The sequence below is a fragment of the Luteibacter sp. 1214 genome (genome assembly GCF_031455395.1).
Lineage (GTDB): Bacteria > Pseudomonadota > Gammaproteobacteria > Xanthomonadales > Rhodanobacteraceae > Luteibacter > Luteibacter mycovicinus.
In genome coordinates, this window is sequence record NZ_JAVDSQ010000005.1 from 249,952 (window position 1) to 276,616 (window position 26,665).

The following is a 26,665-nucleotide window of genomic DNA, read 5'->3' on the forward strand; positions in this document are numbered from 1 at the left end:
ACCCATGTTTCGCACGGACCCGCGGCATCCGCTCCGTTCACGGCGTCGTGCTCATGTCGTGACTACGATGCCGCACCCCGTTCAGGCCGACACCGGTGTTCAACGCGCTTTCCCGCCAGCTCTTCGTCATCTGGGCCCTCGTCGCGCTGGCCTGCGTCGGCATGGGCGTGCTGCTGCTGGTGGCCTGGCGGCAGACCGGATCGGTGCAGGTCGCGCATGCCCGGCAGGCGTTGTCCGCGGACTGCGCAGCGGTGGTCAGTCGTTACCGCGGCGCCAGTCCCGCCGCGCGTGCCTCGTCGCCGTCCAACGGCCTGCTTGATGTCGTCCTGCAGCTGGTCTTGCAGGACGCCAGCGGCGTCGAGGGCGGGGCATGGCAATCGGATCGGGGATTTACCGCGTACGCCTATCCCACGTATGAAGGCTCGGGCGACAAGACCGACGTGCCCGAGGCCGAGAGCGGCAACATCGTGACCACCGCCAGCGCGGCCGTGAGCTCGCGGCGGGAGCAGTCCTACGTGCGTCAGGGCGAGCGCGAGACCGTGCTCATCACCGCGTGCCCGTTGGACACGACGCGTGCGGTATGGACGATGACCCGTCTGGCCCGTGCGCCAGGGCGGTCGTCGAGCCTGCTGGCCGCCGGGATCGGTCTCCCGTTCGCCCTGGCGCTGGCCTCGGCCATCGGCCTGGTGGCGATCATGCGACGCTGGCGGCGCAAGCTGGACGCCGTGGAGGATGCGCTGACGCGGTCCTCCGGTGTGCCCGCGTTGCCGCGGACCGGTTCGCCGGAGGTGGATCGTCTGGCGGATGCCGTGGTCGCCTATGCGTCCCGGCTCGACGCCAGCCATCGCGAGGCAGAGGCCTTGTCGACGGAGCTGCGCCGACACGAGCGCCTGGTCGGTCTCGGACGAATGACGGCCACCGTGGCTCACGAGATTCGCAACCCCATCGCGACCATGCGTCTGGCGGCGGAGAACGCGCTGGCCGCACCCGTCGTGTCCGACGAGCAACGCGCTCCATTGACCATGGTGTTGGCGCAGGTAAGGAAACTGGACGACCTGGTCGAAAGCCTGCTCGGCATGGTGCAGCCGATCCGCCTGCGTCTGGAAGATACCGTGATCGAGGCATGGGTCGCATCGATCGAGCGGGCGACCTGGAAGGAGGTCGGCCCGGTCACCGTCGAGCGCCGCTACGCTCCTGACCTTCACTGGGCGATCGACCGCGAGCAGCTCAGCCGCGCCGTGGAAAACCTCTTACGCAACGCGTTTCAGCACGCGGCCGACGTCGGGATGGCGGTCGTCCACGATGGCCATACCTTGCGCATCACGGTAACCAATGCGGGTCCGTCGCTCGATCCGGAGATCGAGGAGCGCCTGTTCGAACCGTTCGCAAGCGGCCGGGTCGACGGTAACGGCCTGGGCCTGGCCCTGGTGCGCGAGATCGCGGAAGGTCATGGTGGCCACGCGCGTTACGAGCGCGACGGCGGCGTCCACGCCTTCAGCCTGGAGATCCCATGGCGCAGATCCTGATCATCGACGACGACGACGATTTCCGCGCGACCATGGCCGCGACGTTGACGTCGCTCGGCCACGGCGTCGCCATGGCGCGCAATGCGGAGGAAGGCCTGGCCAGGCTACGCGCCGGGGATGTCCATATGGCGTTCGTCGACTACCGGATGCCGGGGATGGATGGCCTCGCGCTTTTGCGCTCACGTCACGCCGACGCGCCCGCGTCACCCGTCCCGATCATCATGCTCACCGCGTTCGCGTCAGCTCAGAACACCATCGAGGCGATGCGGCTGGGCGCGTTCGACCATCTGGTCAAACCCATCGGCAGGCAGGATCTCGCCGACGCCGTGGCACGCGCCATGGCGGCGGGCCCGGTCGAACCGGCGGGCGCCTCCGTGGCGGACGACGGCGACATGCTGGGCCGCAGCCAGGCGATGCATCAGGTCCACAAGCGCATCGGCCTCGCCGCCGCCAGCGATATTCCGGTGCTGATCACGGGCGAAACCGGAACCGGCAAGGAGATGGTCGCGCGCGCCTTGCATCGCGCCGGCGCGCGTGCCGAGCGGCCGTTCGTCGCCGTCAACTGCGCGGCTATACCGCCGGACCTGCTCGAGAGCGAATTGTTCGGGCATCGCAAAGGGGCGTTCTCGGGTGCGACGGCGGATCGCAAGGGGTACTTCCGCGAGGCCGATGGCGGCACGCTGCTGCTGGACGAAATCGGCGACATGCCTCTGGCGATGCAGGCGAAGCTGCTGCGCGTGCTTCAGGAAAACGAGGTCACCCCGTTGGGAAGCAGCCAGCCGGTGCCGATCGACGTGCGCGTGATCGCGGCGACGCACCGGCACATCGACGAACGCGTGACGGCCGGTGAGTTCCGGATGGACCTCTACTACCGTCTCAACGTGCTGCCGATCGAACTGTTGCCGCTGCGCGAGCGCGTCGAAGACATCGCGGTGCTGGCGACGGCGTTCCTCGATGCGGGCCAGTCGCGGCCAAAGCGGCTGTCGACCGCCGCGGTAGCGCGGCTGGAGCGACATCGCTGGCCCGGCAACGTGCGTGAGTTGCGCAATGTCATGGAGCGCTGCCGGGTGCTGGTGCCCGGACCGGTGGTCGACGCGGCCGACCTCGACGGCATGCTTGCCGACGGCGCGCTGCCGGCGGCGGAAGGCGGGAGCGGTGAGGGCGGCGAGGGCGAGTCGCTGCCTGTCGCGCTGGCGCGGCTGGAGCGCGCGATGATCGTACAGGCGCTGGCGGCTGCCCAGGGCAATCGCGCGGAGGCCGCACGTCGACTTGGCATCCGTCGTCAGCTGCTTTACCGCAAGCTGCTGGACTATGGTCTCGACTAGTGTCCGTGGCGAGGACACCGGGTGTCCCCGAAGGGGACACTTCCATCGACGCGGATGTGTCGACAGGCCTGTTTTTCAGCGCTTTCGCGGCTGGCACGAACGATGCAACGGTTTTCATCGCGGCCTCCCCACCGCGATGCAGGAGTTCATCATGAATCGTTTTCCCTTGCTCGGTTGCGCGCTCGCCCTGGCCATCGGCAGCGCCGTCGCCCAGGATCGACCGTCCCCCTCTGCGATCCCGCCGCCGCCGCCCGCGCCGCCGGCACCGCTTGCCGATGCGCATCGCACCCAGTTGACCGGCACCGTCGCCCGTTTTCTCGTCAATCCCAATGGCGACGTGGACGGCGTGTTGCTCGACGATCACACGCAGGTCGGCATGCCGCCGACGATGGGTGCCGCGCTGGCGGGCAAGCTCCATCGGGGCGATCGTCTCACCGCCCGGGGCTTCCGCGTGGGTGATTTGCCGTTGCTTCAGGCTGACTCGATCACGGCGGGCGGCATGGAGCTGACCGACACGCCGCCGGCCGCACCACCGGCTCCGCCAGCGGCACCGGCGCTGCAGCCGATGGAGGCGCACGGCCTGGTGCAGCAGCCGCTGTACGGCCCGCGCGGTGACGTGGCCGGTGTGCTGCTGGATGAGGGCTCGATCCTGCGCGTGCCGCCTCCGGCGGCGGTGCGTGCCGGCGCGCTGATGCAGCCGCATGCACGAATCGCCGTCAAAGGATTCGGCGTGAACACGCCTTACGGCCGTTCCATCCAGGTGACCGCTCTCGGCACGACGCCCGGTAACGAACAGCCGGTCGCCGCACCGCCGCAGCCTGGCCCGATGGCGCCCCGGACGCCGGTACCGCCGCAGCCGGGTGTCGCATTGGGCGGAGCACCGGCGCTCACGCCGCCCGTTCCCACGCCCTGACCCCGATCCAGGCGCCGCCGCCCGTCCATGGGCGGTGGCGTTTCCTGCCGATTTTTTTATCCCTGGAGTAGCACATGCATTGGCTCGATCCCGATTACCTTCCCGTTACCCGCGGCACGCTCGACCGCTTCCTGCTCAACCCGAACGGCGATATCGATGGACTGCTGTTGACCGACGGCACCGAAATCCACACGCCGCCCCATCTGTCACGGGCGCTGGCGCGAGCTCTCAAACCACGTAGCCGGCTCGAAGTACGCGGCGTGGCCGTGCGCGGCGCCGACGTGATCGTCGCGGTGGCGATCGATCCCGCGAAAGGCAAGCGCATTGTCGATGAGGGTCCGAAACCCGGCGAAGAAAAGCCCAAACCGCATGACGATGGTTCCCGCTGGTCGTACGAGGGCGAGATCGCGCGTCTGCTGCATGGTCCCAAGGGCAATGCGCATGGCGTGCTGCTCGATGACGGGGTGATCGTGCGCTTTCCGCCGCACGCGGCGACCGAACTCGGACGGATGCTCGCGCCGGGCAAGTCCATCGCGGTGGAAGGTCGCTGGACCGATACCGCCCATGGCGCGGTCATTCATGCGGAAGCGATCGGTACGAGTGCGGACTCGCTGAAGCCGATGCCGAAGAAGCCGAAGCACTGACGCCGGGAGACGCACGTGGCACTCGCTCAGGAACGAACCATGCGCGGCCGACGACCGCTCGAAGCACTCAACTTCTTCGTGGCCGACGTGCAGGCCGGCATCGGTCCGTTCCTGGGCGTTTTTTTGCAGTCCGCCGGCTGGCGGACCGGAGCCATCGGCACCGTGATGACGATCGGTGGCGTCGCGGGCCTGTTGGTCACGGCGCCGGCGGGTGCCGTGGTCGATGCGACGCGGTACAAGCGGCTGGCGATCGTCGTCTCGTCGATCTGCACGGTGATCGCGTCGTGCATCGTCTGGTACGCGCATTCGTTTCCGATGGTGGTGCTCTCGCAGGTGGCCACGGCGATCGCCGGCGCGCTGCTCGGGCCGGCGATCGCAGGCGTCACCCTCGGCATGGCCCGCGCGCGGGGCTTCGACCGGCAGTTCGGCCGCAACCAGGTGGCCAACCACGCTGGCAACGTCGTCGGTGCCGGTGTTTCCGGGTTCATCGGCTGGCGTTTCGGTTTCGGTGGTGTATTCCTGGTTGCCGGCGTATTCGGCGTGCTGGCGGTGGTGTCGACGCTGCTGATTCCGGCCGATGCGATCGATCACCGTGCCGCGCGTGGCCTCGAATCGGACGACGGGGATAACGACGACGCGCCTTCGGGCGTATCGATCCTGGTGACCTGCCGGCCGCTGCTGATCCTGGCCGCCGCGCTCGCGCTGTTTCACCTCGGCAACGCGGCGATGTTGCCGCTCTACGGTATGGCGGTGGTCGCCGCGCACCAGGCCGAGCCCAGCTCGTTCACGGCGCTGACCATCGTCGTGGCGCAACTGGTGATGGTGGGAACCTCACTGCTGGCGATGCGGTTGATCCGCACGCGGGGCTACTGGCAGGTCATCCTCGTGACCTTCCTTGCGTTGCCGCTGCGCGGAGCACTTGCCGCGTTCTTCATCAACCGCTGGGGCGTCTTTCCGGTACAGGTGCTCGATGGTATCGGCGCGGGTTTGCAGAGCGTGGCCGTGCCTGCGCTGGTAGCGCGTCTGATGCAGGGCACCGGGCGCGTCAACGTCGCGCAGGGCGCGGTGATGACGATGCAGGGCGTCGGCGCGGCACTCAGTCCCGCACTGGGCGGATGGCTTGCCGAGACGATCGGATTCCACGGCGCGTTCCTGTGTCTCGGCGCCGTTTCGATGGGATCGCTTGGGCTGTGGTGGGGCGGCCGCGCGCGCCTCCATGAGGTGCGTACAGGCGGTTAGCATTGGCGTAGAAACCGCTTAAATAAAGGCTGAATTCCGGGTCTTGAAATTTTTCAGGCGCTGCATAAATTAGTGCCCGCCGACCGCTTCGGGGCCGGCCTCGCCACTCGCCCAAGGGGGGTGGCAGAGAGAACCCATCCCATGTTGCTCAAGAGGATATGGTCATGCGAACTCTTCTGAATATTGCACCGCTACATCGTTCCAGCGTCGGCTTCGATCGCGTGTTCGATCTGCTCGAGGCCGCGGCGGCCAAGGGCCAGACATCCGACAATTACCCGCCTTTCGACTCGATCAAGCTTGCGGATGATCAGTACCGCATCGCCATGGCGGTCGCCGGTTTCGGCGAAGCGGATATCGAGGTCACCGCTCAGGCCAACTGGCTGACCGTGTCGGGTGAACGCAAGGAAGAACCGGAAGGCGAGTACCTGCACCGCGGCATCGCCACGCGTCCCTTCCAGCGTCGTTTCGAACTGGCCGAGCATGTGCAGGTGACCGGCGCCCGCCTGGTCAACGGACTGCTCACGATCGACCTCAAGCGCGAGGTTCCCGAAGCGATGAAGCCGCGACGTATCGACATCGCATCGGGCTCCCAGGCCGAGCACAGCGTCCGGCAACTTCTCGATAACGCCGCCGCATGATGCACCAGGGCCCCGCATGAAGCGGGGCCTTTTTTATGGAGCTCGTGGCGACGGGTCGGTACGGTACTCCGTGTCGCCAGACAAGGTACTCGTAGCGGGTGCGGTCGGCGGCAGAAACAAAAAAACCGGGCCTCGCGGCACTGAATACGACCTCCTTTCGCCAGCCTTTCGGTCGATTTAATCGCGCATGAACGATTTTCATCAATTTTGTCAAATTTACTTCAGCAGCGTGGGCACCCGCCGATAGCGGAATGTCCCCGCCTGGAGTGTTTCCATGACTGTTCGCCAGCGCATCGCGCTTCTCATTGCCATTTCCGTGGTTATCGCCCTCTCGGTCGGCGTCGGGGGCCTGATGGCTCTTCGCCAGACCGGCGCGCAGACGGAAGCCATCTACCGCACGTCACTCGAGCCAATCGTGGAAGTCACCGGGGTTCGTGCGCTTTTCAATGACACGCGCACCGGGCTCAACCGGGCGTTGTTGGTGGGCACGGTGGACGCGGCGAAAGCGGAGCAGGCGGACAACGCCGCGGCGGCGAAAAAAATAGACGCCCTCTGGGCAAGCTACTACCCGAACATGGTCTCCTCGCCTGAGGAAAAAGCGGAAGCTGACCGGTTCATCGCGGCGCAGGCGCACGCCCGTGAGCTCAACGCCCGTCTCGATCCGCTGATGGCGAGCGGGAAACGGGACGAAGCGGTGCAGTACATGCTTACCGCTGTGGGCCCCGCTTTTTCCGCCGAATCGAGTGCGATCGACGCCATCGTGCAGGAAAACGTCAACGAAGCCGCGCAGGCGTTTGCCCAGTCGGAGAACATCGAGCGCCACGCGTTCGTCCTGGTCGTCATCGGGCTCGTGGTGGGCGCGGCGGCCCTCGTTGCGTGCGGCGTCTTCCTGGCGCGTTCCATCATGCGACCCCTGATTCAGGCGCGCGAACTGGCTGCCTCGATCAGCGACGGCGAACTCGGTCACGCCATCGACGTCAAGGGAAAGGACGAGGTCAGCGACACCCTGCGATCGCTCGTCGCGATGGACACGACGCTGGCCGGCATCGTCCGGAAAGTGCGCGACAACGCCAGCCAGGTGAACGCCGCGGCCAGGGACATCGCTGCCGGCAACGATGAGTTGTCTTCGCGCACCCAGGAGCAGGCATCGAGTCTGGAAGAGACGGCAGCCTCCATGGAAGAGATGACCGCCTCGGTCCGTCAGAATGCCGACTCCGCTGCGGCGGCCCGGGCGCTGGCTGAATTGTTGACGTCCCAGGCCGCGACGACGCGCGGGCTCGCGGGGGAAACGTCGGATGCGATGATCAGGGTCAGCGATGCCAGTCGCGAAATCAGCGGCATTGTCACGACGATGGACGAGATCGCGTTTCAGACCAACCTGCTGGCCTTGAATGCCGCCGTCGAAGCCGCACGGGCCGGAGAACATGGGCGGGGCTTCGCGGTCGTGGCCGGAGAGGTCCGTCGTCTCGCCCAGCAAAGTGCTGTGGCTGCCAAGGACGTGAAGGTGCTGATCGCATCCAGCGGCGAGCGCGTGGAAGCTGGCGCTGCGCTCCTGACGCGTACCACGGACGCTCTGGCCGATATGCAAGCGGGTGCGGTCAAGGTGGCAAGCTTCGTCACCGACATTGCCACGGCCAATGCCCAGCAGGCGGCCGGAATCGACCAGGTCAACATGGCGGTGACCGAGCTCGATTCGGTCACCCAGCAAAATGCGGCCCTCGTCGAAGAAGCCAGTGCGGCCAGTCAGCAAGCCAGCGAGCTAGCTGAAGGCCTGATGCTCCAGGTCGCTGTCTTCCGCTTTGCGGGGGAGGACACCGCTCCCTACGCCGAACGTCCTGCGCCAGCCGGCCTCACTCCGACCCCACCGGTCCTGCAGTCGAGCTCCTCACCGGCCACGGTCGCCATGGCCGCGTCGGTTTGGCGAGACTTCTGAGGGTGCTGGATGCATCCTCCTCAGGGGGCGCGGGGATTCGATCCACCGGGCACGTGACGACAAATTCAGGCGGATGTTGTACATTTGTACGATGGCTTGCCAATTGACATGCGGGTACTCCGTTCATGCCTTACAAGGCGAAGGGTTTCGGGGCTCGTTTCAAGTGTTCGACCACCGTGGCGTGGTGGTCGAAAACGGTGCCGACGGGAGTGCTCATGCCACGCTTCAGCTGGCTTGGGCGAGCATCTGGAGCCTTGGTCAGATGGCCGTTTCGCGCCTGAGATGAGGATTCGCAACGCGCTCCGTGCCCGAGTAACCCGCAATGTCTTTCCACTGCGCGGTTGAATGAATTTTGCCGTTGAGAGGGCGCGGAGCAATCAGTATTCTTCCGGAAGTTTTTTTGCCGGAAAAGCGCTCATGTCACTCGTTCGGATATTCATCCTGCATCCCTCGCAACCCGGCGGCCACTGGCACGTGTCGGAGCAGGGGAGGGACGGCGAGTCGTACCAGGATGGGCTGGTAGCCATGCATGCCGCGTGCGATCGCGCCCGCGCGCTCGAGGAAATGGGTTTCGACGTGCAGGTCCGTCAGGAAGGTGCAGACGGAACCTGGCAAATCATTCGCGAATAAAGCCGCCGGCCGACCGCCCCGGGCGGCTCATTTGTCCCGCATCTCTTCCAGGCGTTGGACGAGCGCAAGCAACGCGGCGCGCGAGACCGGTTTTTGCAGGTACGGCAAAGTGGAGAAGGGCGCTGGCAAGACGGACCTCGGGTGTCCCGTGACGAACGCCACCGGAACGTCCTTGGCGATGAGCGCCGTGGCGACGCCGAGCGAATCACCACCTTCGATGTCGATGTCGACCAGAGCGACGTCAGGCCTGCGTGTAAGGATGGCATCGATGGCGTCGGGTTCGGATGCGGCGACCTGGCAGACTCGAAAGCCGCCACCTTCAAGCACGATTTGATACGCATCGGATACGAAGGCGTTGTCTTCGACGAGCAGGCAGGTCGTTTTTTCTGAGGTTTGCACAGTGGGCGCATCCAATGTCTGTTGATGCACCATCGCTGTGTTTCCGTCAACGTAACGGTTTGCCTGTGTGTTTGGATGTAACACAACCGGCCAGGTGATTTCGGATCAAGGTCGGGTGACTACCGAACGCTTGGAATGACGGACCGTTTGATATCGGGTTTCGAGCGTCGGCACCGCTCGGAGCAATACCTGACCTGTTCCCAATCTTTCGCCCACTTTCGGCGCCAGCTGAAGGGGAGCCCACAGGCGGCGCAGGTTTTGTGAGGCAGGTCGGCCTTCTTTTTCATGCGAGGCATGCTGGCGTTCCGCGGCAGGGTGCTGTTCGCTGATACCGAAACGCTACCATGACATGAGACATCGATACGTCGCATTGTGACTCACGGACGTCGTTCAAGCGCATGCAGGTCTTTCTCTCGCTGTTGATGTGGTGCTTGCCAACGTTGGCATCCAACCAGAGGAGTTGCCCATGCCATTCGTGACCGTCAAATCCACAGCTCAACCGACCACGCTTTTTTATGAAGAGGTGGGCGAAGGCCGCCCGGTTGTGTTCATTCACGGATGGCCGCTGAGCTCGGCTATGTGGGAGTACCAGATGGGTGCGGTGGCCGACGCCGGCTTTCGTGCCATCGCGTATGACCGTCGGGGATTCGGGCGGTCCGACCATCCGGCAGCCGGCTACGACTACGACACGTTTGCCGATGACTTGAACGCCGTGCTGGAAACACTCGACTTGAGAGACGTCACCCTCGTCGGATTTTCGATGGGCGGCGGTGAAGTGGCGCGCTTCATGTCGCGCCATGGTGCCGATCGGATTGCCAGCGTCGTGTTTGCGTCAGCAGTGACACCGTACTTGCTCAAGGGCGACAACAATCGCGATGGCGTCGACGGCGATGTCTTCACGGAGATGAAAGAAAAACTCCGCGATGAACGTCCCGCGTTCCTTGAAACATTTGGCAAGCAGTTTTTTGGCCAGGGAATGTTGTCCCATCCGGTAAGCCAGGCGACGCTTGATTCGAGTCTAGTGGTGGCCATGCAGGCATCGAAGAAAGGCACGCTCGACTGTGTGGATGCGTTCAGCAAAACCGACTTCCGTCAGGACATCTCATCTATCCGTGTCCCGACGCTCATCATCCACGGCGATGATGACAAGGTCATCCCGATTGACGCCAGCGCGCGCCGCCTGGCCAGGGAGATTCCAGGCTCGGTGCTGAAAGAATATGATGGCGCGCCACACGCCCTCGTCATCACGCACAAGGACGACTTCAATCGCGACCTCGTGTCGTTCTTGCAAGGCAGCATCTGACGGATGCGGGCACGGGGGCGATTGTCCCTTCGTGCCTATTTTTGCAGTAGGATGCCATCGACGTCATCGATTGACGCCGGCCGCGTTCAAACCGCCGGGAGGTGAACTGTGACAGGGCCGTTTGCACAATGGTACGGTCACCGTTCCTGAAGGATTTAAGTCATGAAACAGCGTGTCAGCGCAGTAGTGTTGGTCATGGCGCTGGTGTGCGCGTCGCCTGCGGCATCAGCCAGGGAATATGTCCTGTCACTCAAAGGCGTTGATGTGCGTCCGGGCGAACGGATCGTTGGCCTGGAGATGCATGGAAAACATCTGACCTTGGCCAGCGTCGTGCACGTGCCAAACGGATGGAGCTTCAAAGTTGACACCGACCCAGCGGGCAACATGGACCTCTCGGGCGCGGTCATCGTCGGTGCCGCGGCGCTTTCCCCAGCGGACGTCGAACAGGCGTGGTTGTTTCGCGACGCTGCGGGCGCAGTGAACGAACCGGCGGCGTTGACGGGGACCATCACAGTCACAAAAACATTCGACGACTCTCGTGAAATTCCACTCAAAACCGACATGCTGGTAGCTAAAACGGCTAGGTCAGGAGTGGCTTTAACGAACAATGCTGCGCGCTAAAGCGAGCCCCGATTTCGGCGAGCTGGACCGCCCAGACTTTCGTAGACCACTTGAAGCCATAATTTATGGCAGTTGAGGAGGTCTCTATGAGTGGCAAGCGTTATACGGATCAGTTCAAGATCAAGGCAGTTCGAGAGCACGGGCGGCCGGTGCTCGACGTTGCCCAGCGGCTAGGCATTACGAGCCACAGCCTGTATGGCTAGAAGAAGGCCTTCTCCAAGCCCACGATCGGCAAGCGTGCGGAGCTGGATCAGAGCGCCGAGGTTCGACGCCTACAGCCTGAGCTGCAGCGTGTCGCAGAGGAGAGTGACATCGCCAAAAAAGCCGCCGCGTGCTTTGCCAACGGGTAAGGGCCAGGTACGCGTTCATTTGCGATCATCTCCGTGAGTTCCGGCTGGTCGCCATGTGTCGGGCTCTTCGCGTGCACCGGAGCGGTTAGCCCCAGACCTGTCCGGCGTGGACAGGCATGAGAAAGCGAACGTAGAGGCCGGACGGACGTTGAACAAACAAGGGTCTGGGCACAAACGGCAGCTAAAGCGACACCTGAGGGAACGGCGTTTCGGGCGTGGCGTTGCGGCAAAAAGAAACGGCGAAACAACGATTTATCGCGGTCTCGCCGCAGGTGTTGGTGGAGGTGGCGGGACCCTGTCGGGAAACGCTACAGACCTCTGATCAGCAACGTGTTCGCCATGGGGTAGGGCGACGATAACCGTACCTCAGTCCGTACCGATCATTGATCGCTTAGCGCATCGACGCAAGACGAATCGTCGGTGGAAGGCATCGCACGGGCGGCGAAGATGACCGACCCGTTACGAGCAGTCAGGACGAGCCGCCTCAAATAGACCCCTCAACCGCGCCATGCCTGCGGCAGCATGACAGACTGATTCTTTCCTCTCGCGGAAGTGGTGCCGGACCCATACAGGCACGCCAGAAGTGCCCCTTCGTCGGGCCTGCGTATCTCCAGCGAGCGTCGAGACACTTCGCCTGATCTCTTCCCGTTTGTAGTCGCTTGACGCGGCGGCCAAGAATGGCACTGCTTGCGGCCGCCTGGATGTCCGTTCCGAAAACACTGTCCTCTTAGGACGAGGTGAGCGTCACGCTCCGCACGCCGAAGCCGGCGTTGGTGCTCATACCGGAGCCGTCACGCAGAACCGGACCGGCCGTGTGAGCTGGAGCCAGGGCAGACGCGGCACTACGACCACCTTGCCTTCGGCGGGTCGCCGCTGCACCACCGCAGAAGCGCGCGGTAGCGCAACGTCGACCTGCGCGGAAAGCACCATCGCCTAGTGTGACGTGTATCACAGGCAGCGTGTCACGTCGCTGACATATGCATGGAAGAGCCCTCTCGTGCGAACCCGTAGGTTTGGGCGCAACACGTTCGTGCGGGCCGCGGGTTGACGATTAGCGTTCGCGTGACAAGGCGCTGGTCAGGCCATGTAGGAATACCCCTACATGGAAATCAGCCCACCCCTACAAACGGTGCCACGTAAGCTTCTGCGAATTTTCTCAAAGGGGTGCGGTCATGGAATCCTCCGCAAGGCGTAATGGCAGTCGGTCGCTCTGGCGACGGCTTGGGGCATTGGCACTGATGACGTTGGGCAGTTGGTCAGCCCACGCCGCGTATGTCTACGGGCCGCCCTACAACTACAACACGCCCTGGGGCTCGGAGAACGGGTTTTTGTCGGTGGACGGCGCGGTCAACTCGCTCATTGGCCACTATGAGACCGACTGCACCGACGGCACGTTGACCTGTGCGCCCCACACGTTTTCGGTGGCCTACAACGGCAGCAGCAGCGGCACGGCTGCGACCATCACCATCAGCCATGTGAGCAGCACCGGGACGAGCACCAGCGAGTTTTTCGCCTACATCTGGGCGGCAGATGTCACAGGCAGCGGCTTTCAGCCGAAGAATGCCGGTGGGTGCCGCACGATGTGCACAGCAGGCAACGGTGGCAAACAAGACTCCCTGGGCCCGCGGGGTAGCTTCGGCAACGGCACGGTCAAGCACGAGGGAACCGACCACCGCACGCCGCTGATTGGTGACCCCATCAGCGCGGCTAATGGCAACGAATATCGCCAGGACACGGATGTCAGTTCGTCGCCTTGGCTGACCTTCCGCCGTTTCTACAACTCGTCCAGCTTCGTCCCGTCCAGCACCATGGGCCCGAAGTGGCGGCACTCGTTCGACCGTCGACTTGACCTGATGCCGAACAGCGGTCCGGATGGCGGCCAGCTGTATGCCCGCCGCCCCGACGGGTCCATGGTCCGCTTTGCCAGCACCAACGGCCTGTGGAAGGCCGACACCGACGCGGCCGAGACACTGACCGACATCAAGGATGCGACGACAGGCGTGCGCACCGGTTACACCTTGCGCCTGGCGGCCACCAACGAGACCGAGCGTTATGACGCGACCGGTCGCCTGCTGACCATCAGCGATGACAATGGCTGGGTCACCGGGATGACCTACAGCGATGCCACCACCGCACCGGCGATTGCGCCGGCGGCGGGCCTGTTGATTGCCGTAACCGACCCGCAAGGGCGCGTGCTCAACCTGCGCTACGACGCCAAGAGCCGGCTGAATCAAGTCATCGACCCGGCTGGCCAGACCGTCGTGTATGCCTACGCCGACAGCGGCAACCTCGCTAAGGTGACCTTCGCCGACGGCAACAGTCGTCAGTATCTGTACGCCGAAGGCGCCTACGCCGCCTCTCCGACCAGTTATCCCAGCGAGCTGACCGGCATCATCGACGAGAAGGGAGTGCGTTACGAGACGACGACTTTCAATGAGTACAACCGTGCCATCAGCAATCAGTTTGCCGGCGGCGCCGACAAAATCACGCTGAGCTACGCCAATTACTATCAGAACGGCGGCACGCCGGCCGACCTCACCACGCCGCTCGGCCTGGTGGTCACGCTGGGATTTGCCGATGATGGTGCCCAGACGCTCAAATCCAGCGGCACGAGCACTTATTGCGGCAATCAGTGCAACCAGCCCGATAAGGCGATCACTTACGACGCCAATGGCTACCCGGCCACGACCACGGATTACAAGGGCACCGTTACCACCACCACCTATGACGCGAATGGATTGCTGACCCGCCAGGTTGAGGCGTCCGGCACGGATGCGCAGCGGACCACCAGCTCCACGTGGGATGCGGTGCACCGCGTGCCGTTGACCCGCGCGACGGCCAACGCCAAGGGCATTGTGGTTGCCAAAAGCACATGGGCCTACAACGCCCGCGGACAAGTGACTGCCGAATGCGCGGTGGACCCCGCCGTGACGGTGACCTACGCGTGCGGCAGCCAAGCGCACGCGCCCAAGGGCATCCGCCAGACCCGGTATAGCTACTGCGATGCGGTGGACGGCACGCAGTGCCCCCAGGTCGGTCTGTTGCTCAGCGTGGATGGCCCGCGCACCGATGTCACCGATCTGACCCAGTACGGCTATTTCCCCACAACCGATGAAAGCGGCTGTGGCACCGTGGGTGGCGCCTGCCACCGCGCCGGTGATCTTTCGCAGATCACGGATGCAGCGGGGCACGTCACCGCCACGCTGGCCTACGATCGCCACGGGTGGCCGGTGCGTCAAAAGGATGCCAATGGCGTCATCACCGATGTGACCTACACCACCCGTGGGTGGTTGGCCAGCCGCACGGTGCGCGCCAATGCAACCGGGGTGCCCGCAGCCGGGGACGCCACAACCACCCTGACCTATGACGCCGTGGGTGCGCTCAAGTCGGTAACGGACCCCGATGGGGTGGCGGTCACCTACAGCTACGACGACGCGCACCGTTTGGTCGATATGGCCAATGGACTGGGCGAGCACATTCATTACACGCTCGACGCTTCGGGCAATCGCATCAAAGAAGAGACCTTCGACGCCAAAGGCGTATCTCGGCGCAGCGTATCTCGCAAATACAACACGCGCGGCCAACTGGTCAGCGTGACCGATGGGCTCGGCCATGTGGTCTTCGACGCCACCGCGAGCGGCAGCTACGACGCGAACGGCAACTTGGTGTCAGCCAAGGATGCGCTCGGCACGGTGCAGAACAATACCTTCGATGTCCTGGACCGCCTGGTCACCAGCATCGCCGATGCCAACGGCACCAATGCGGCGACCAAAGCCACCACCAGCGTGTTCACCTTGGACGCGCTGGATCAACTGAAGTCCGTTACCGACCCCGACGGCTTGGTGACGAGCTACAGCCTCGACGGCCTGAGCAATGCCACCGGCCAGGTCAGCCCCGACACGGGCACGCAGGCGTCCACCTTCGACGCGGCGGGCAATCCGCTGACGCAGACCGACGCCAAGGCCACAGTCGCGACACAAGCCTTCGATGCGCTGGGCCGCCGCACCGCCGTCAGCTATACCGACACCAAGCTCAATGCGGCGTTCCATTACGACGAGGCCAACAGCGTCACCGGGTGCGCCAGTTCCTTCCCAGCCGGTCGGTTGACCCGCGTGGTGGAAAGCGTTGTGACGACCGTGTACTGCTATGACAACCAAGGGCGCGTCACCGAGCAGCGCCAGACGCAAGGCACGGTCACTGACAGCACCGACTATGTCTACACCAAGGCCGGCCGTCTGGCGGCGGCTGCGTCACCCAGCGGCTTGGTGACGGAATACGCGCGCGACGCGGCCGGGCAGATCACCACGGTCACCATCACGCCGGCCAGGGGTGCGGCAAGCACCGTGGTCCGCGCGGCAACCTATTTGCCCTTCGGACCCATCGCCAGCTACACCCTGGGCAATGGCCAGACCGTCACTCGCACGTACGATGCCAATTATCGCTCCATTGACATCACCAGCCCCGCGCTCAATCTCCATGTGGCACGGGATGCGGTGGGTAACATTGTGGCCTTGGGTGGCACGCCGGGGGCGACTCCGGCCGTTGAGACCTACAGCTACGATGCGCTGTATCGCCTGACGGGCTTCAAGAACGCCAGCGGTGCGGTGGTGGAGGCTTACACCTACTCAAAGACCGGTGATCGCCTGACCAAAACCGCACCGGGCTTGGCCACGGGTGCCTATGGCTACCAGGCTGGCACCCATTGGTTGACCAGCATCGGCACCGGCTCGCGCACCTATGATGCCAACGGCTCTACGACCAGCAACGCCAGTGCCGGCACCTCCTGGGGGTATGGATACAACGGACGCGGGCAGTTGACCGTCTTGCAGCAGGGCGGCACGACGGTGGCGACCTATGCCTACGACGCCTCGGCGCATCGGGTTGCCAAAACGGTCGGTTCCGCCACCACCCGCTTTGCGTATGGTCCCAGTGGGTTGCTGGGCGAATACGGTGCGGCCTCGCGCGACTATGTGTGGATGGATGACACTCCGGTGGCGGTGGTCGACGGCACCACCGTGGCCTTCGTGCATGCCGATGGCCTGAACACGCCCCGCGCGGTCACCAACGCCACCGGCGCCTTGGTGTGGTCGTGGGCCTACCAGGGCAATCCGTTTGGTGAGCAGGGGCCGACCTCGACCAGCGGTTATGTGCTGAATCTGCGGTTCGCGGGCCAGTATTTCGACCGCGAGTCGGGCAACGTTTATAACGGGTATCGGTACTTCGACGCGTTGACGGGCCGGTATCTGCAGAGCGACCCCATCGGGCTAATGGGCGGAATCAGCACCTATGCTTACACTGACTCCAATCCGTTGGGCGCAGTGGACTCGCTCGGGCTCGCCGGCGAAAAATACGAGTATCAACGTGTAGCTCCCACGCCTCAAATGCTGGCGGCAGAGGAACTCTTGACGAAGCTGGCCACGCAAGCCGCTAACACGGTCGACAAGTCATGCACGGGTCTGTGCCGCCTGCCATGGATTCGCGGTACGCTTATTCACAGCGAGTTCAAGCGGCTCGTCGATGCGCAGTGCCCGCAGTCGCTGTATCACACCGAGGTCAGCTACTACGATCACATCGAGGTCCGATATGGGTATCCCGACTCGTCGAGGGCGGATGTGGTCCTGGGTCCCAAGGCGGCGCCCATTGCCGTCTATGACCTCAAGACCGGATGGGGCTACATCAGCAGGGCACAGGCAAATGCTTACGGTGCTAATCTGCCGGTGGGCACCGTCGTTGCACCCATTTACCCCGTAGGTCGTTGACACATGAATAAACGTGCGATTGCTCGCCTGATGCATCAGCGCGTGGAGGGGCTCAGCCAGCTTGGCGGATACTTCTTTCGTCAGAACGTGGAGTTGGTGCTGGATGGGGTGCTTTTGGAATATCGGCCTCAAGAGGTCCACCTTTGGCACTTTCGCTTCCCGCTGTTCGATGACTTTGGCGAGAATTTGCTTTACAGCAATCGTTTGCAGGAGGGCGGGGTCATCGCCAAGGGCAAGCTGTCTGACGAAGCCATCGTCGAGCACGTCGTGAATCATCCAGAGCTTGTCGACGTGTTGCGCCCCGGGCCACCGGCTCGGACATGTGATTTTCTTGAGTATCTGGAGGGGGCAGAAGCGATGTTGAATCCGCATGCGCGCCTTGTCTTTGCATCGGGATTGGTACTCGATCAGGAATACGCGCGTGCGAATGCTGTGCTCGAATCGATGTTCGCGACGATGGCGAACCGGCTGAGCAAGCGTGATGCAGAACACGGAGCCAGCCTCCTGATGAGGCTTGGACAAAGTGGTGAGTCCGCGGCCGCGCTCTTGGAAACGGTAATCCAGAAAAATCGTCAGGCCTTTGGCATCCGCTGATGACTCCTTGCAAAGAGCCCAAGCGAGCGTCCCTGGCAGGGTCTCGAGCTTCTTGGGGGGAGTCGTCAAAGGAGCATGGAAGACTCATCGACGACGTTCCAGGTCGCCCGGTTAGAAAATCTTGCCGTCCGGCCTGACCTTCGGTCATATCTACACCGGAACCATTCTGGAATAGGCGTTCCAGCTCACCCAACGCCGTCTTGATTCATCACGGTGGTCACCCTGTTTAAGGCCAAGGGGAAAATCAGAACGGTCGTGCAGGAGAGGCCTCTGCTGATCAGTTCGGCCATGCCCGAACAGCGTGGAGGCGGCGCTGGGTTAGCGACCCTGGAGCGGCTTCCACAGATACAGCATGGTCAAAAAGACCCTGCCCTCTGCCGTATTGCGCACGCGCTGCCGGCTGGTAAACGCGTCCACCGCGAGGTCGACCAGCGTTTTGGCTTCGGAGCGCGTCATATTTTTCGCGAGATCGTAGTCGGCCGACGTCCCCCCAGATTTGAGTAGCGCCCCGGTTTCGAGTTCAATCCCCCACGAGAAGGAGATTGGACGTGAAGAAGCGTTTTTCCGAAGAACAGATCATCGGTTTCCTGCGTGAGGCCGAGGCCGGCAAGTCGGTCAAGGACTTATGCCGTAAGCACGGCTTCAGCGAAGCCTCGTACTAACTGTGGCGAAGCAAGTTCGGCCTCATGAGCGTGCCCGAGGCCAAGCGGCTGAAGGACCTGGAGTCGGAGAACGGCCGCCTCAAAAAACTGCTGGCCGAACAGCTTCTGGAAAATGAGGCCATCAAGGAAGCGCTGCGAAAAAAATGGCGAGCGCACCGGACCGGCGAGAGCTGGTGCGCTATCTGATCGGCCAGGAGCTGAGTGAGCGCCGGTCGCTGGCGATCGCTGGCATGAGCGCAAGCGCTTACCGATACGAACCGCGACCCGACTCCAATGTCGAGCTGCGCGAGATGATCTGCGCACTGGCGAATCGCCATAAACGCTACGGCGTCGGCATGATCTACCTGAAACTCCGCCAGGCCGGACAGATGGTCAATCACAAGCGAGTCGAGCGCCTTTACCAGGAGGCGAACCTGCAGGTGCGCCGGCGCAAACGGAAAAAGGTGCCTCCGGCCGACAGGCAGCCACTGCTCCGCTGGCAGCCGCGAACGAGTTTTGGTCCATCGATTTCGTCTTCGACCGCACCGCCGAAGGGCGTGTCTTGAAGTGCCTGACGATCGTCGATGACGCCACGCATGAGGCAGTCGCCATCGAGATTGAGCGGGCGATCTCAAGCGTCGGCGTAACGCGCGTCATGGACCGCCTGGCCGTTACACGAGGCCTGCCGAAGATCATTCGCAGCGATAACGGAAAGGAGTTCTGTGGCAAGGCCGTGGTCGCGTGGGCGCACGAACGCGGCGTACAGCTGCGCCTGCTCGAGCCCGGCAAGCCGAATCAGAACGCCTACATCAAATCATTCAACGGAAGGCTTCGCGATGAATGCCTCAACGAACACTGCTTTCCCAGCCTGCTGCATGCCCGAACCGAGATCGAAAAATGGCGACGGGAATACAACGAAGAGCGACCCAAGAAGGCACTCGGCGGGTTGACTCCCGCCGCTTACGCGAAACAGTTACATTAATCCTGAACTCAAGATCGCACCGCTACTCAAGGCGGGGGGGCGTCGGTCCCTCCCTCAGTACCACCCGTGCTTCGAGCCCTTGATATGTTCGGCGATCAATCGGTCAGAGTCTGTTCCATCAAGCGCCCTGTTGCTCTTGCCGATAAACTCCGAGGTATACGCAGTATCGGAATACGCGTTTTGGTTCGGGTCGCTGCCCATTTTCCTATCAGCGCTTTGGCGCGACGATGCGATTGATCAGGTGCCGTTGCGGGCACTTTTTACGGTGGTCGGTGGTTTGTCTTCACCGATGACGTGATTCTTGCACCCATATTCATCGTCCGTGCGCTGCGTCTCAGAGACCGGCGCGAGACCCTTATCTGCATCATCGCGGTCCTCTGGGCGGTCGTGCAGGTGGCGCTGGTGTACCTGACCACTCCGGTTCCGATCCCAGCGGCCGCGCTCGCTGCCATCTCCATCCCAGACGTGCTGGCAAAGTTCGTAGGCTGGTACATGTTCTTCCCCGGAATCGAAGGGGTGGCCATTGGTGCGTGGCTGGGCGCAGCGATTATCGTCGTCGCCTTATTCGGTATTCGACGTTCACCGGATTTCGGCCTTTTGGTTCTCGGATATATTCTTTTTGCCGCAGTCGCCGCTTCAATGGCCCGCGCCCCGCTGCAGTGGGTGTCAGCCTTTACCGATGGCCCGCGGTACTTCTTTTACCCCTACCTTTTGCTGTCGTGGCTCCTGATCTACGGATTGGCCAGCGCCGAGCGGATCGAGGGGATTCTCATCGCCCTGGTGCTGTTGCTCAGTCTTCTGCAGACCTACCTATACGGACAGAGGCGCCACGAAACACTCGACTGGGCCCACGAGGTAGCGCAGCGCGCCGCCTCGGAGCGATACGTCTTCCCGATTCATTACGACGGAGTCTTGGATCACGCGTGGCACATGGAATTGAAGGGAAGGGAGTGCCGTCGGCCGGTCCGCCGGTCTCTGACGCGCACGTGAGGGGCGCCCAGTATGTGCGCACCCGACTCGAAATGGTGACCAAATGTTGACCAAACGGAGCCCATTGGGGACCAATCCAGACGAACTAAAATAAAAAGTCCAGTAAGCGAATCAATCACTTACCGGCCTGAACTGGTGGAGGTGGCGGGACAAATCCGGCGGATTCAGGCAAGTGCCTGATTTCCCTGGGCTCCGCTGAGCCAATTCGGTCCGTAACACCCACGCCGTGATACCTCGGCTGGTCCCTTATGGTTGATCGTATCCGGACGCGGCGCAAGAACACCGTGTGTCAAGGTCGTGGTTCTCCGGTTGGTCAACGTTTGCGTCACGGCAGGTCGATGCCGGCCATCGAGTCGGCGCGTGGATGGTCTGCTCCGTGCGCCATGCGGCATCCGGTGTGCCTGCGATGGTGCACAATGAACCACCCCTCGATGAAGGATCACCAGTGATAGTCAAGGACGTCATTACCGGACAGGAATACTCGGACACCGACCTGACGAATCGGTTGGCGTATCTGCGCACGCGTCTGCTGGTGGACGGAGACGGACAGTTCGTCATTCCGGTTGCCCATGCAACGACGCCGCATTTCCGGCGAGTTGCGGACTCCAACCCAGGTACCCGCATCGGGGGCGGGGAAACAAGGGATGTTGACTCCCATAATGATTGTCGCGCCTACCTCAAGGAAGCGCTGTCAGGCCCAAGCGGCTTCAGGGTGGTCACCTATTGCTTCAGCCCGGGACAGAGCGCCACTGACGATGCCGGACAGCCCAACACGCAGCCGGTGCTTCTGGATGGTAGTGGATTGAATCGGTACCAGTGGTACGAGGAGGCGAGTGCGCGTATTGGCGTGGCTGACAACGGCTACATCCAGCCGGACCTTGCTGCACGATACGCGAGCCGGTTTGCGGTCCGTCCTGCGGGCCCAGCCCTAATCGTTGAGGTCGTCCGGACTCATACGCCTGAGCCTGCCACACTGTTGGCGTTGCTCGCGCTCTCATCCATCGCGCACCTCATTGTGTTTTATTTTATTCCGACCGCTCGGCAGAAACCATCCAAGCGCGATGCCCGTTATAACTGGTCGAAGTACAACAATGTGGTGCCGGCCGATGGCAATGGGACAACCACCCTCCGGGTGTCGTACTACCTGTTCAATGGGGAGCTCTACGTCAATGGCGTGGTAAAGGAGCGCTACCCGAGCAAGACGCTAGAGGACTATTCCAAATTTGTCAGCGAAACGCTCGAGCGCGCGGCAGACGCGGTGGCCAAGGGGGATTGAGGGGCTGTTTCCCAGTAGCCGACCGCATACAGGCCGGACCACAGGATGGTCTCGAGCATGCGTATCGACTCTTCATCGCCCATGCTTTGCCGATGTGAGTGCCATGGCTGGCCGACCAGCGCTGGGTCCAGCGGCGAATCACCAGAAAAACCCACCGGCGCGAGAACCGTTTGGGACGAAGTGGGGTAGAGGGTCAGGACGCCGAGGCAAAGCCCGTCGCCCGTGATCGCCGCCTCTGTGAAATTCCAGGACATTGTCGGTCGCACGGTCCACGGTACTGGACCCCTCACCATGAGTGGCCCGTATGCAAGCGCCATCCGGGCTAGGCCCATTGCCTGTCTCGTCCGTAGTCGATGACGTCGGGAAATGCCGGTCCAGGGGGCGCCGTGGACGAAGTCGGTCAACAGTTGTGCGCCGAGGGCCGCTTTGGCGAGAACGCACGGTGCGGGAATAGGTCTAGTGGCGCGCCGAGGGAAGACCTCTGGCATAAGGGCCGTGTGCTGTGAGTGGAAGACTGCATTGGCATTCATCCATCCGATCTACGGTATCCGGGGCAGACGTCAAGGGGGCATTCGGCCGCACTGAGTTCATTGGACTGCCCGGAAGGTTAACGGAGAGGGAAAGCGAGAAACTCCGGTGCGGCGGATAGCCGAGAGGACGGGGGCCAACGACCTGCAAAGCTTCACCGGCAAGGTGCAGGACAAGGCCGCCTGGGCCCGGAGACTCTTCATCAGCACCGGTGGCTTCACCAAGGTGGAAGTCTTCGGCAGGGTCCAGCCCATCCTGTGCATGGACGGGCTTGACCTGTATGTCCCTGAGGAACCAGAACCTCGCCGAGGTTATCGCCCGGAAGGACCGACGCGCGGTGGAAACTGGAAGGCCATTCATCCCATACCGGGAGTTATTCTGAGGTTCTTGATTGAAGGCCCCTGGCCGGTGAGGTACATTTTCTCGCGAGGACGGGGCCTGTCATGTTGTTTGTCGCGCTCGTTGCGCGAGCTATCGCAGTACCACTAGCTCATCACCCTTGGTTGGCCCCGTCCTCGCATGAGTCTTCAGAATTTCATTCCTGACCTCTCCCGGCCCACTTCGCTGGAGACCTTGGCGAAGGCTCTGGCTCTCAACGGGGAAGTTCTCAAAGAACTGGTTGAAGTCCCTGACCCCCAGTCGCTCTACAAGGTTCATTTCATCCCGAAGCGGGTGAAGGGGGAGAGGGGACGAGTGAAAGTTCGAGAAGTCTGGGAGCCCCAGTGGGGTGTCATCAACTTCGTTCACAAGGCTATCGCCCGGAGGCTTGGGGCTTATCTCACCAGCAGGGTGGCTGGCTTTCCTCACCCGGCTGCCTACGGCTTTGTTGCAGGCAGAAGTACCCGAGCCAATGCGGATGCCCATAAGGGCGCATTGCGCCTTGTCAGCGCCGACATCGCAGATTTTTTTCCATCGGTCAGCACAGGAATGGTGGAAGGCGCGTTGAAGCAGGCCGGCCTATCTAAAGAGGCTTCCAGAATTCTCGCCAAGTTCTTGGCGCCGTGTGGGTCGATGAAGCCTGGATTCCATTCGAGCCCAATCCTGTGCAATCTCGTCCTAATGCCTCTGGACGCTGAATTTGAAAAATTCGCCGCAGAGCGTTCGCTGGTTTACACCCGTTATGCCGATGACCTCACTTTCTCCGGAGCTGACAATCTTCCCAGCCGAGCGGAGATTGAAAAGGTCCTCCAGCGGCACGGTTTTGAGCTAAACCAGTCCAAGTTCCGGGCCTCAAAACGTGGGCAGAAACACTATGTCACTGGTCTGGCAGTGACCGACGGAAATCAGCCCCGCATTCCCCGGAAGATGAAAAAGCGGCTATTTCAGGAACTGCACTTCATCGAAAAGTTTGGGATTGAGGGGCACCGCTCTAGGTTAAAGGGAGCGCCATCCATTCAGCACTTGGTGAACCGAATTGAAGGGACCATCAGCTATGTCGCCAGCATCGAGAAGCAACTGGCTCCGGACCTTTGGAAGAGATGGACGTCAATTTGTGAAGCATCGACGCTCAGAAAAAGCTTCAAACCCCGACCATATGACGTCCTTCGGGAGGCCGTCTGGCTTGTCGATGAAGCAGAGTTCGAGGCATACGGAGAGAAATGTCTGGCTGTGCTGTGTGCTGAGCCCTTCGACGTCTCGCGGTCTAAACAGGCGCTGGCGGGTTTTGTCCGTGCGCAGAGCGAGGACGCCTTTTTGTCTGCATCGAAGGCAAAGCAAATCCGTGAGTTTGGAGTTCACTGGGCGGACCTTGATGAGAGCCAAAGGTCTTCTTTCGTCGAAGTCATGGAAGGCCAGGTGGTCAGGTGTCTTGCTGCATTCGCCCCCCTCAACGGGGACTATAAAGAGACCTACAGACAACTTTTTTCTCGGCTTATCGAGCAGAAGATGCACTCGGCCGACGACGCTGACGTAACCGTGTACGTCGAGAACAATCCCCGAATTACACAAGATGAAATGCGGGATATGGTCGAGAAAGTGTTTCTAAACCAGTTCTACTTTGGAAAGCGGCGCCCCCCTTCCAGTCCGTCCGTCGTTGTGCAATCCAAGAAAGAGGCCGACCTCCTCGCATACGCCGACAGTTTGCTCGGCATTATGGGGCGGTACCTTGCTTTTTCGGGAAATCAACCTGACGGACACTTTGTGCGATTCAAGCGACTGTCGATGTCTTACCAGCTCATTTTCGACGGTGTTAGGAAGCGGGTTTGGCGTGGAAGAGCATCCCTGATGCCATTTTCGATGACGCCAGAGCCGGAGCAGACCAAATCTCGGCCTGTTGCCTAGGAACCTGTTGCCTAGAGCGCGTCTTAGCGTTCGGCTTTGCCCAACACGACACTAAAGGCATCGGCAGACCCGTCGGGTCCCGCTCCCTTGGCCCGCCAAGAGCAGAAAAGCCTTCGAAGCAGGGGCGCCGTGAAACCGGCGCCCTTTTCTTTTGGGCACGGGGCAGGCCGCTCCGCGCTGGAGGTCTCGATTCATTTGGACGTCCAAATGCTTGACGAAACCTGATTCTCTGCTTTGATGGGGTCGAGCCGGCACCAGGCCGCGCGACAAAATGTCCAGCCCGAGGAGGGGCGCCCACCAGCCAAGGAAGGCCATGACCAGCACTCCCACCCCTGTCACTCCCGCCAAACATGCCCGCCCACACCTGACCACCCACAACCGGGCCCAGGGCCATTCCTCGGTGGCGGGTGCCGCCTACCGCCTCGGGTTGAAACTCACCGATGAGCGGACGGGCGAGACCCACGATTTCAAAAAGCGGAAGGCTGGGGAAGAAATCGTCCGCGCGGTCACGGTAGCGCCCTCGGGAGCTCCTGGATGGGCGAGTGACCCTCAAGCCCTGTGGAACCGCGTGGAAGCCTCCGAGAACCGGAAGGATGCCCAGGTCGCCCGCGACTACCGCGTGCCCATCCCCCTTGGCCTGACCGACGAGCAGGCCGGAGACCTTGCCGTGGATCTCGCCGAGTTCATCCGGGACGCTCTCGGTGTCCCGGTCTCGGTGGGGTTGCACCGCGATGCCGACCGCGACGCCCTCGGCAACGTCAAACCGGACCATCAGCAGGGCTTCCACGCCCATCTGTATTTCCCCACCCGCCCCCTTGTCTTGGCGGCCGGGACAGGGGCCGGGGAGGGTGGTGGGGACACCGGGCACGGGTTCGGGCCGAAGCTCGCCATGCTGTCGAACAAACGGCAGTCTGCCGAATGGGTCGAAGCGTTCAACGAGAAATGGGCGGAGCTCTCCAACGAGTACCTGGCGGCGGCTGACCTGCCCCCGGTTTTTGACCACCGCAGCTATGTCCGTCAGGGCGTCGATGCCGTGCCCCAGCCCAAGATGGGGACGGCCGCCACAGCGATGGAGCGGAAAGGGATGGCCACGGCTCGGGGCGACGTGTTGCGGGAAGCCCTCGTAATGGCCGAGGTCCAGAAGAAAGTCAGGGTGGCAACAACTTTGGCCGTCCAAATGAAGCGTCCACACACGGCGGCCGAACCGGTTCCATCGATGGCCCACTCGTCCAATGACGTCTTGGGGGCAGCGGCGACCCTGCAACCGTCCAGGTCGACGGCGACGGCCGCCCCCATCGTCATTACCCCGCGAACTGTCCTCCCCCGCGCCCAGCGCATGGTCCGGACCGGAGCTCCTGGCATCAAGGTCACGCTTGCCCAGCAGGTGGCTGCGGCGGGACCGAAACCCACAAACGATGCAGAACAGATGGCCCTCGAACGCTCCGTGGAGCTTGTGGGCATTCTGGAGGGCTTCCTGCAAACGGCATCGGCCCAGATGAAAGAGCATGCCAACCTGGTCGAGCAGGCCCGGCGGGCGCAACAGCATGCGCTCGACCTGTCGAACCGCATTGAAGACAGTCGGCGGCGGCGAGAACGTGCCCGGCGGGATGTGCGGGACCTGACGGCATTGCACCCCGTCTGTATCCGTCTGTCGAAAGCAGGCCTCCGCCTCAAGGACCCCCGGCAAGGCAAGATGGCGCCGGTGGCCCTCCACGACAGGCACGTGCAGGAAGACAAGCGTGCCCATCGCTCTCTGAAAGCCGCCGAAGGGGTGGCGTGGGAGGCGGTCAAATTGGCCCGGGCCGAACTCGACCTCCGAAAGACGGCATTGCAACAGGCGGTTGCCGGCCTTGCCGTCGAGAATCTCCCCGCCCTGCACCAGGTCCTGGGCTTTCTGCCGGACGAGGCGGCGGACCTGGTGCGGGAGGCCATGAGGGCGGCCCTGGTGGCTGCTGAGGGCGAGGGGGAACCCATGGTGCAAGGCGGCCTGGGCGTGGTGCCAGGTCCGGGGCTCAAGCCACGGGTGGCCGCCCCCTGAACCAGCGCGACAGGGCATTCACCAGATACCACAGTGCCTGTCTCATTTTGTGGGCC

At 62.7% G+C, this 26,665-nt stretch carries 19 protein-coding genes and 2 pseudogenes; 18 read left to right on the forward strand and 3 right to left on the reverse strand.

What is annotated here, in order from left to right:
- Positions 1 to 95 precede the first annotated feature (95 nt).
- From J2X57_RS13755 to J2X57_RS13790, 8 genes are all read left to right on the forward strand, one after another.
- Entirely contained in the window at positions 96 to 1,526 is a 1,431-nt protein-coding gene (locus tag J2X57_RS13755) for a HAMP domain-containing sensor histidine kinase (RefSeq protein WP_309867958.1), read from the forward strand.
- Positions 1,511 to 2,851 (forward strand): sigma-54 dependent transcriptional regulator, encoded by a 1,341-nt coding sequence (locus tag J2X57_RS13760; RefSeq protein ID WP_309867961.1) that lies wholly within the window; start codon positions 1,511 to 1,513, stop codon positions 2,849 to 2,851. Before J2X57_RS13755 ends, J2X57_RS13760 begins: the two co-directional genes overlap by 16 nt.
- Positions 2,852 to 3,002: 151 nt before the next feature.
- The gene (locus J2X57_RS13765) at positions 3,003 to 3,764 is read left to right on the forward strand and encodes a hypothetical protein (protein ID WP_156128541.1); all 762 of its coding nucleotides are present in this window, start codon (positions 3,003 to 3,005) and stop codon (positions 3,762 to 3,764) included.
- A 74-nt stretch (positions 3,765 to 3,838) separates the two neighbouring features.
- A complete protein-coding gene (locus J2X57_RS13770; RefSeq protein ID WP_043694553.1) occupies positions 3,839 to 4,408 on the forward strand; it encodes a hypothetical protein in 570 nt (189 codons plus the stop codon).
- A gap of 39 nt (positions 4,409 to 4,447) precedes the next feature.
- Positions 4,448 to 5,647: an MFS transporter gene (locus J2X57_RS13775; protein WP_309867969.1), complete on the forward strand. Its 1,200-nt coding sequence runs from the start codon at positions 4,448 to 4,450 to the stop codon at positions 5,645 to 5,647.
- Between the two features lie 164 nt (positions 5,648 to 5,811).
- Positions 5,812 to 6,285, forward strand: a complete 474-nt coding sequence (locus J2X57_RS13780; RefSeq protein WP_309867971.1) for an Hsp20 family protein — start codon at positions 5,812 to 5,814, stop codon at positions 6,283 to 6,285.
- A gap of 274 nt (positions 6,286 to 6,559) precedes the next feature.
- Positions 6,560 to 8,218, forward strand: coding sequence for a methyl-accepting chemotaxis protein (locus J2X57_RS13785; RefSeq protein WP_309867973.1), 1,659 nt, complete (start codon positions 6,560 to 6,562; stop codon positions 8,216 to 8,218).
- Between the two features lie 417 nt (positions 8,219 to 8,635).
- Positions 8,636 to 8,848, forward strand: a complete 213-nt coding sequence (locus J2X57_RS13790) for a hypothetical protein (RefSeq protein ID WP_036112458.1) — start codon at positions 8,636 to 8,638, stop codon at positions 8,846 to 8,848.
- Between the two features lie 27 nt (positions 8,849 to 8,875).
- Here the strand turns inward: J2X57_RS13790 and J2X57_RS13795 are convergent, their stop codons facing one another.
- Both J2X57_RS13795 and J2X57_RS13800 read right to left on the reverse strand, forming a co-directional pair.
- Positions 8,876 to 9,280 (reverse strand): response regulator, encoded by a 405-nt coding sequence (locus J2X57_RS13795; protein ID WP_309867978.1) that lies wholly within the window; start codon positions 9,278 to 9,280, stop codon positions 8,876 to 8,878.
- Positions 9,281 to 9,366: 86 nt separating this feature from the next.
- On the reverse strand, positions 9,367 to 9,534 hold the full coding sequence (locus tag J2X57_RS13800; protein ID WP_309867981.1) for a DUF2256 domain-containing protein: 168 nt from the start codon (positions 9,532 to 9,534) through the stop codon (positions 9,367 to 9,369).
- A gap of 179 nt (positions 9,535 to 9,713) precedes the next feature.
- Here J2X57_RS13800 and J2X57_RS13805 point away from each other — a divergent pair, with 179 nt between their 5' ends.
- From J2X57_RS13805 to J2X57_RS13825, 5 genes and pseudogenes are all read left to right on the forward strand, one after another.
- A complete protein-coding gene (locus J2X57_RS13805; RefSeq protein ID WP_309867983.1) occupies positions 9,714 to 10,550 on the forward strand; it encodes an alpha/beta hydrolase in 837 nt (278 codons plus the stop codon).
- Between the two features lie 162 nt (positions 10,551 to 10,712).
- Positions 10,713 to 11,171, forward strand: coding sequence for a hypothetical protein (locus tag J2X57_RS13810; protein ID WP_309867986.1), 459 nt, complete (start codon positions 10,713 to 10,715; stop codon positions 11,169 to 11,171).
- 86 nt (positions 11,172 to 11,257) lie between these two features.
- Positions 11,258 to 11,607: pseudogene (locus J2X57_RS13815) on the forward strand (transposase); the annotation flags it as partial.
- A gap of 1,086 nt (positions 11,608 to 12,693) precedes the next feature.
- A complete protein-coding gene (locus J2X57_RS13820; protein WP_309867989.1) occupies positions 12,694 to 17,280 on the forward strand; it encodes an RHS repeat-associated core domain-containing protein in 4,587 nt (1,528 codons plus the stop codon).
- Positions 17,281 to 17,283: 3 nt separating this feature from the next.
- Entirely contained in the window at positions 17,284 to 17,874 is a 591-nt protein-coding gene (locus J2X57_RS13825; protein ID WP_156128538.1) for a hypothetical protein, read from the forward strand.
- A 318-nt stretch (positions 17,875 to 18,192) separates the two neighbouring features.
- On the opposite strand, the gene J2X57_RS13830 is transcribed toward J2X57_RS13825, so the two are convergent.
- Positions 18,193 to 18,330: a hypothetical protein gene (locus J2X57_RS13830; RefSeq protein WP_156128537.1), complete on the reverse strand. Its 138-nt coding sequence runs from the start codon at positions 18,328 to 18,330 to the stop codon at positions 18,193 to 18,195.
- 92 nt (positions 18,331 to 18,422) lie between these two features.
- Between J2X57_RS13830 and J2X57_RS13835 the strand changes: the two are divergent.
- The 5 genes and pseudogenes from J2X57_RS13835 (at position 18,423) to J2X57_RS13855 (ending at position 26,609) form a co-directional block, all read left to right on the forward strand.
- Positions 18,423 to 19,580: pseudogene (locus J2X57_RS13835) on the forward strand (IS3 family transposase).
- A gap of 211 nt (positions 19,581 to 19,791) precedes the next feature.
- Positions 19,792 to 20,487 (forward strand): hypothetical protein, encoded by a 696-nt coding sequence (locus J2X57_RS13840; RefSeq protein WP_309867993.1) that lies wholly within the window; start codon positions 19,792 to 19,794, stop codon positions 20,485 to 20,487.
- A gap of 445 nt (positions 20,488 to 20,932) precedes the next feature.
- On the forward strand, positions 20,933 to 21,763 hold the full coding sequence (locus J2X57_RS13845; protein WP_309867994.1) for a hypothetical protein: 831 nt from the start codon (positions 20,933 to 20,935) through the stop codon (positions 21,761 to 21,763).
- 1,047 nt (positions 21,764 to 22,810) lie between these two features.
- The gene (locus J2X57_RS13850; RefSeq protein ID WP_309867997.1) at positions 22,811 to 24,571 is read left to right on the forward strand and encodes a reverse transcriptase family protein; all 1,761 of its coding nucleotides are present in this window, start codon (positions 22,811 to 22,813) and stop codon (positions 24,569 to 24,571) included.
- A 313-nt stretch (positions 24,572 to 24,884) separates the two neighbouring features.
- On the forward strand, positions 24,885 to 26,609 hold the full coding sequence (locus tag J2X57_RS13855; protein WP_309868000.1) for a MobA/MobL family protein: 1,725 nt from the start codon (positions 24,885 to 24,887) through the stop codon (positions 26,607 to 26,609).
- The last annotated feature ends 56 nt before the right edge of the window (positions 26,610 to 26,665 follow it).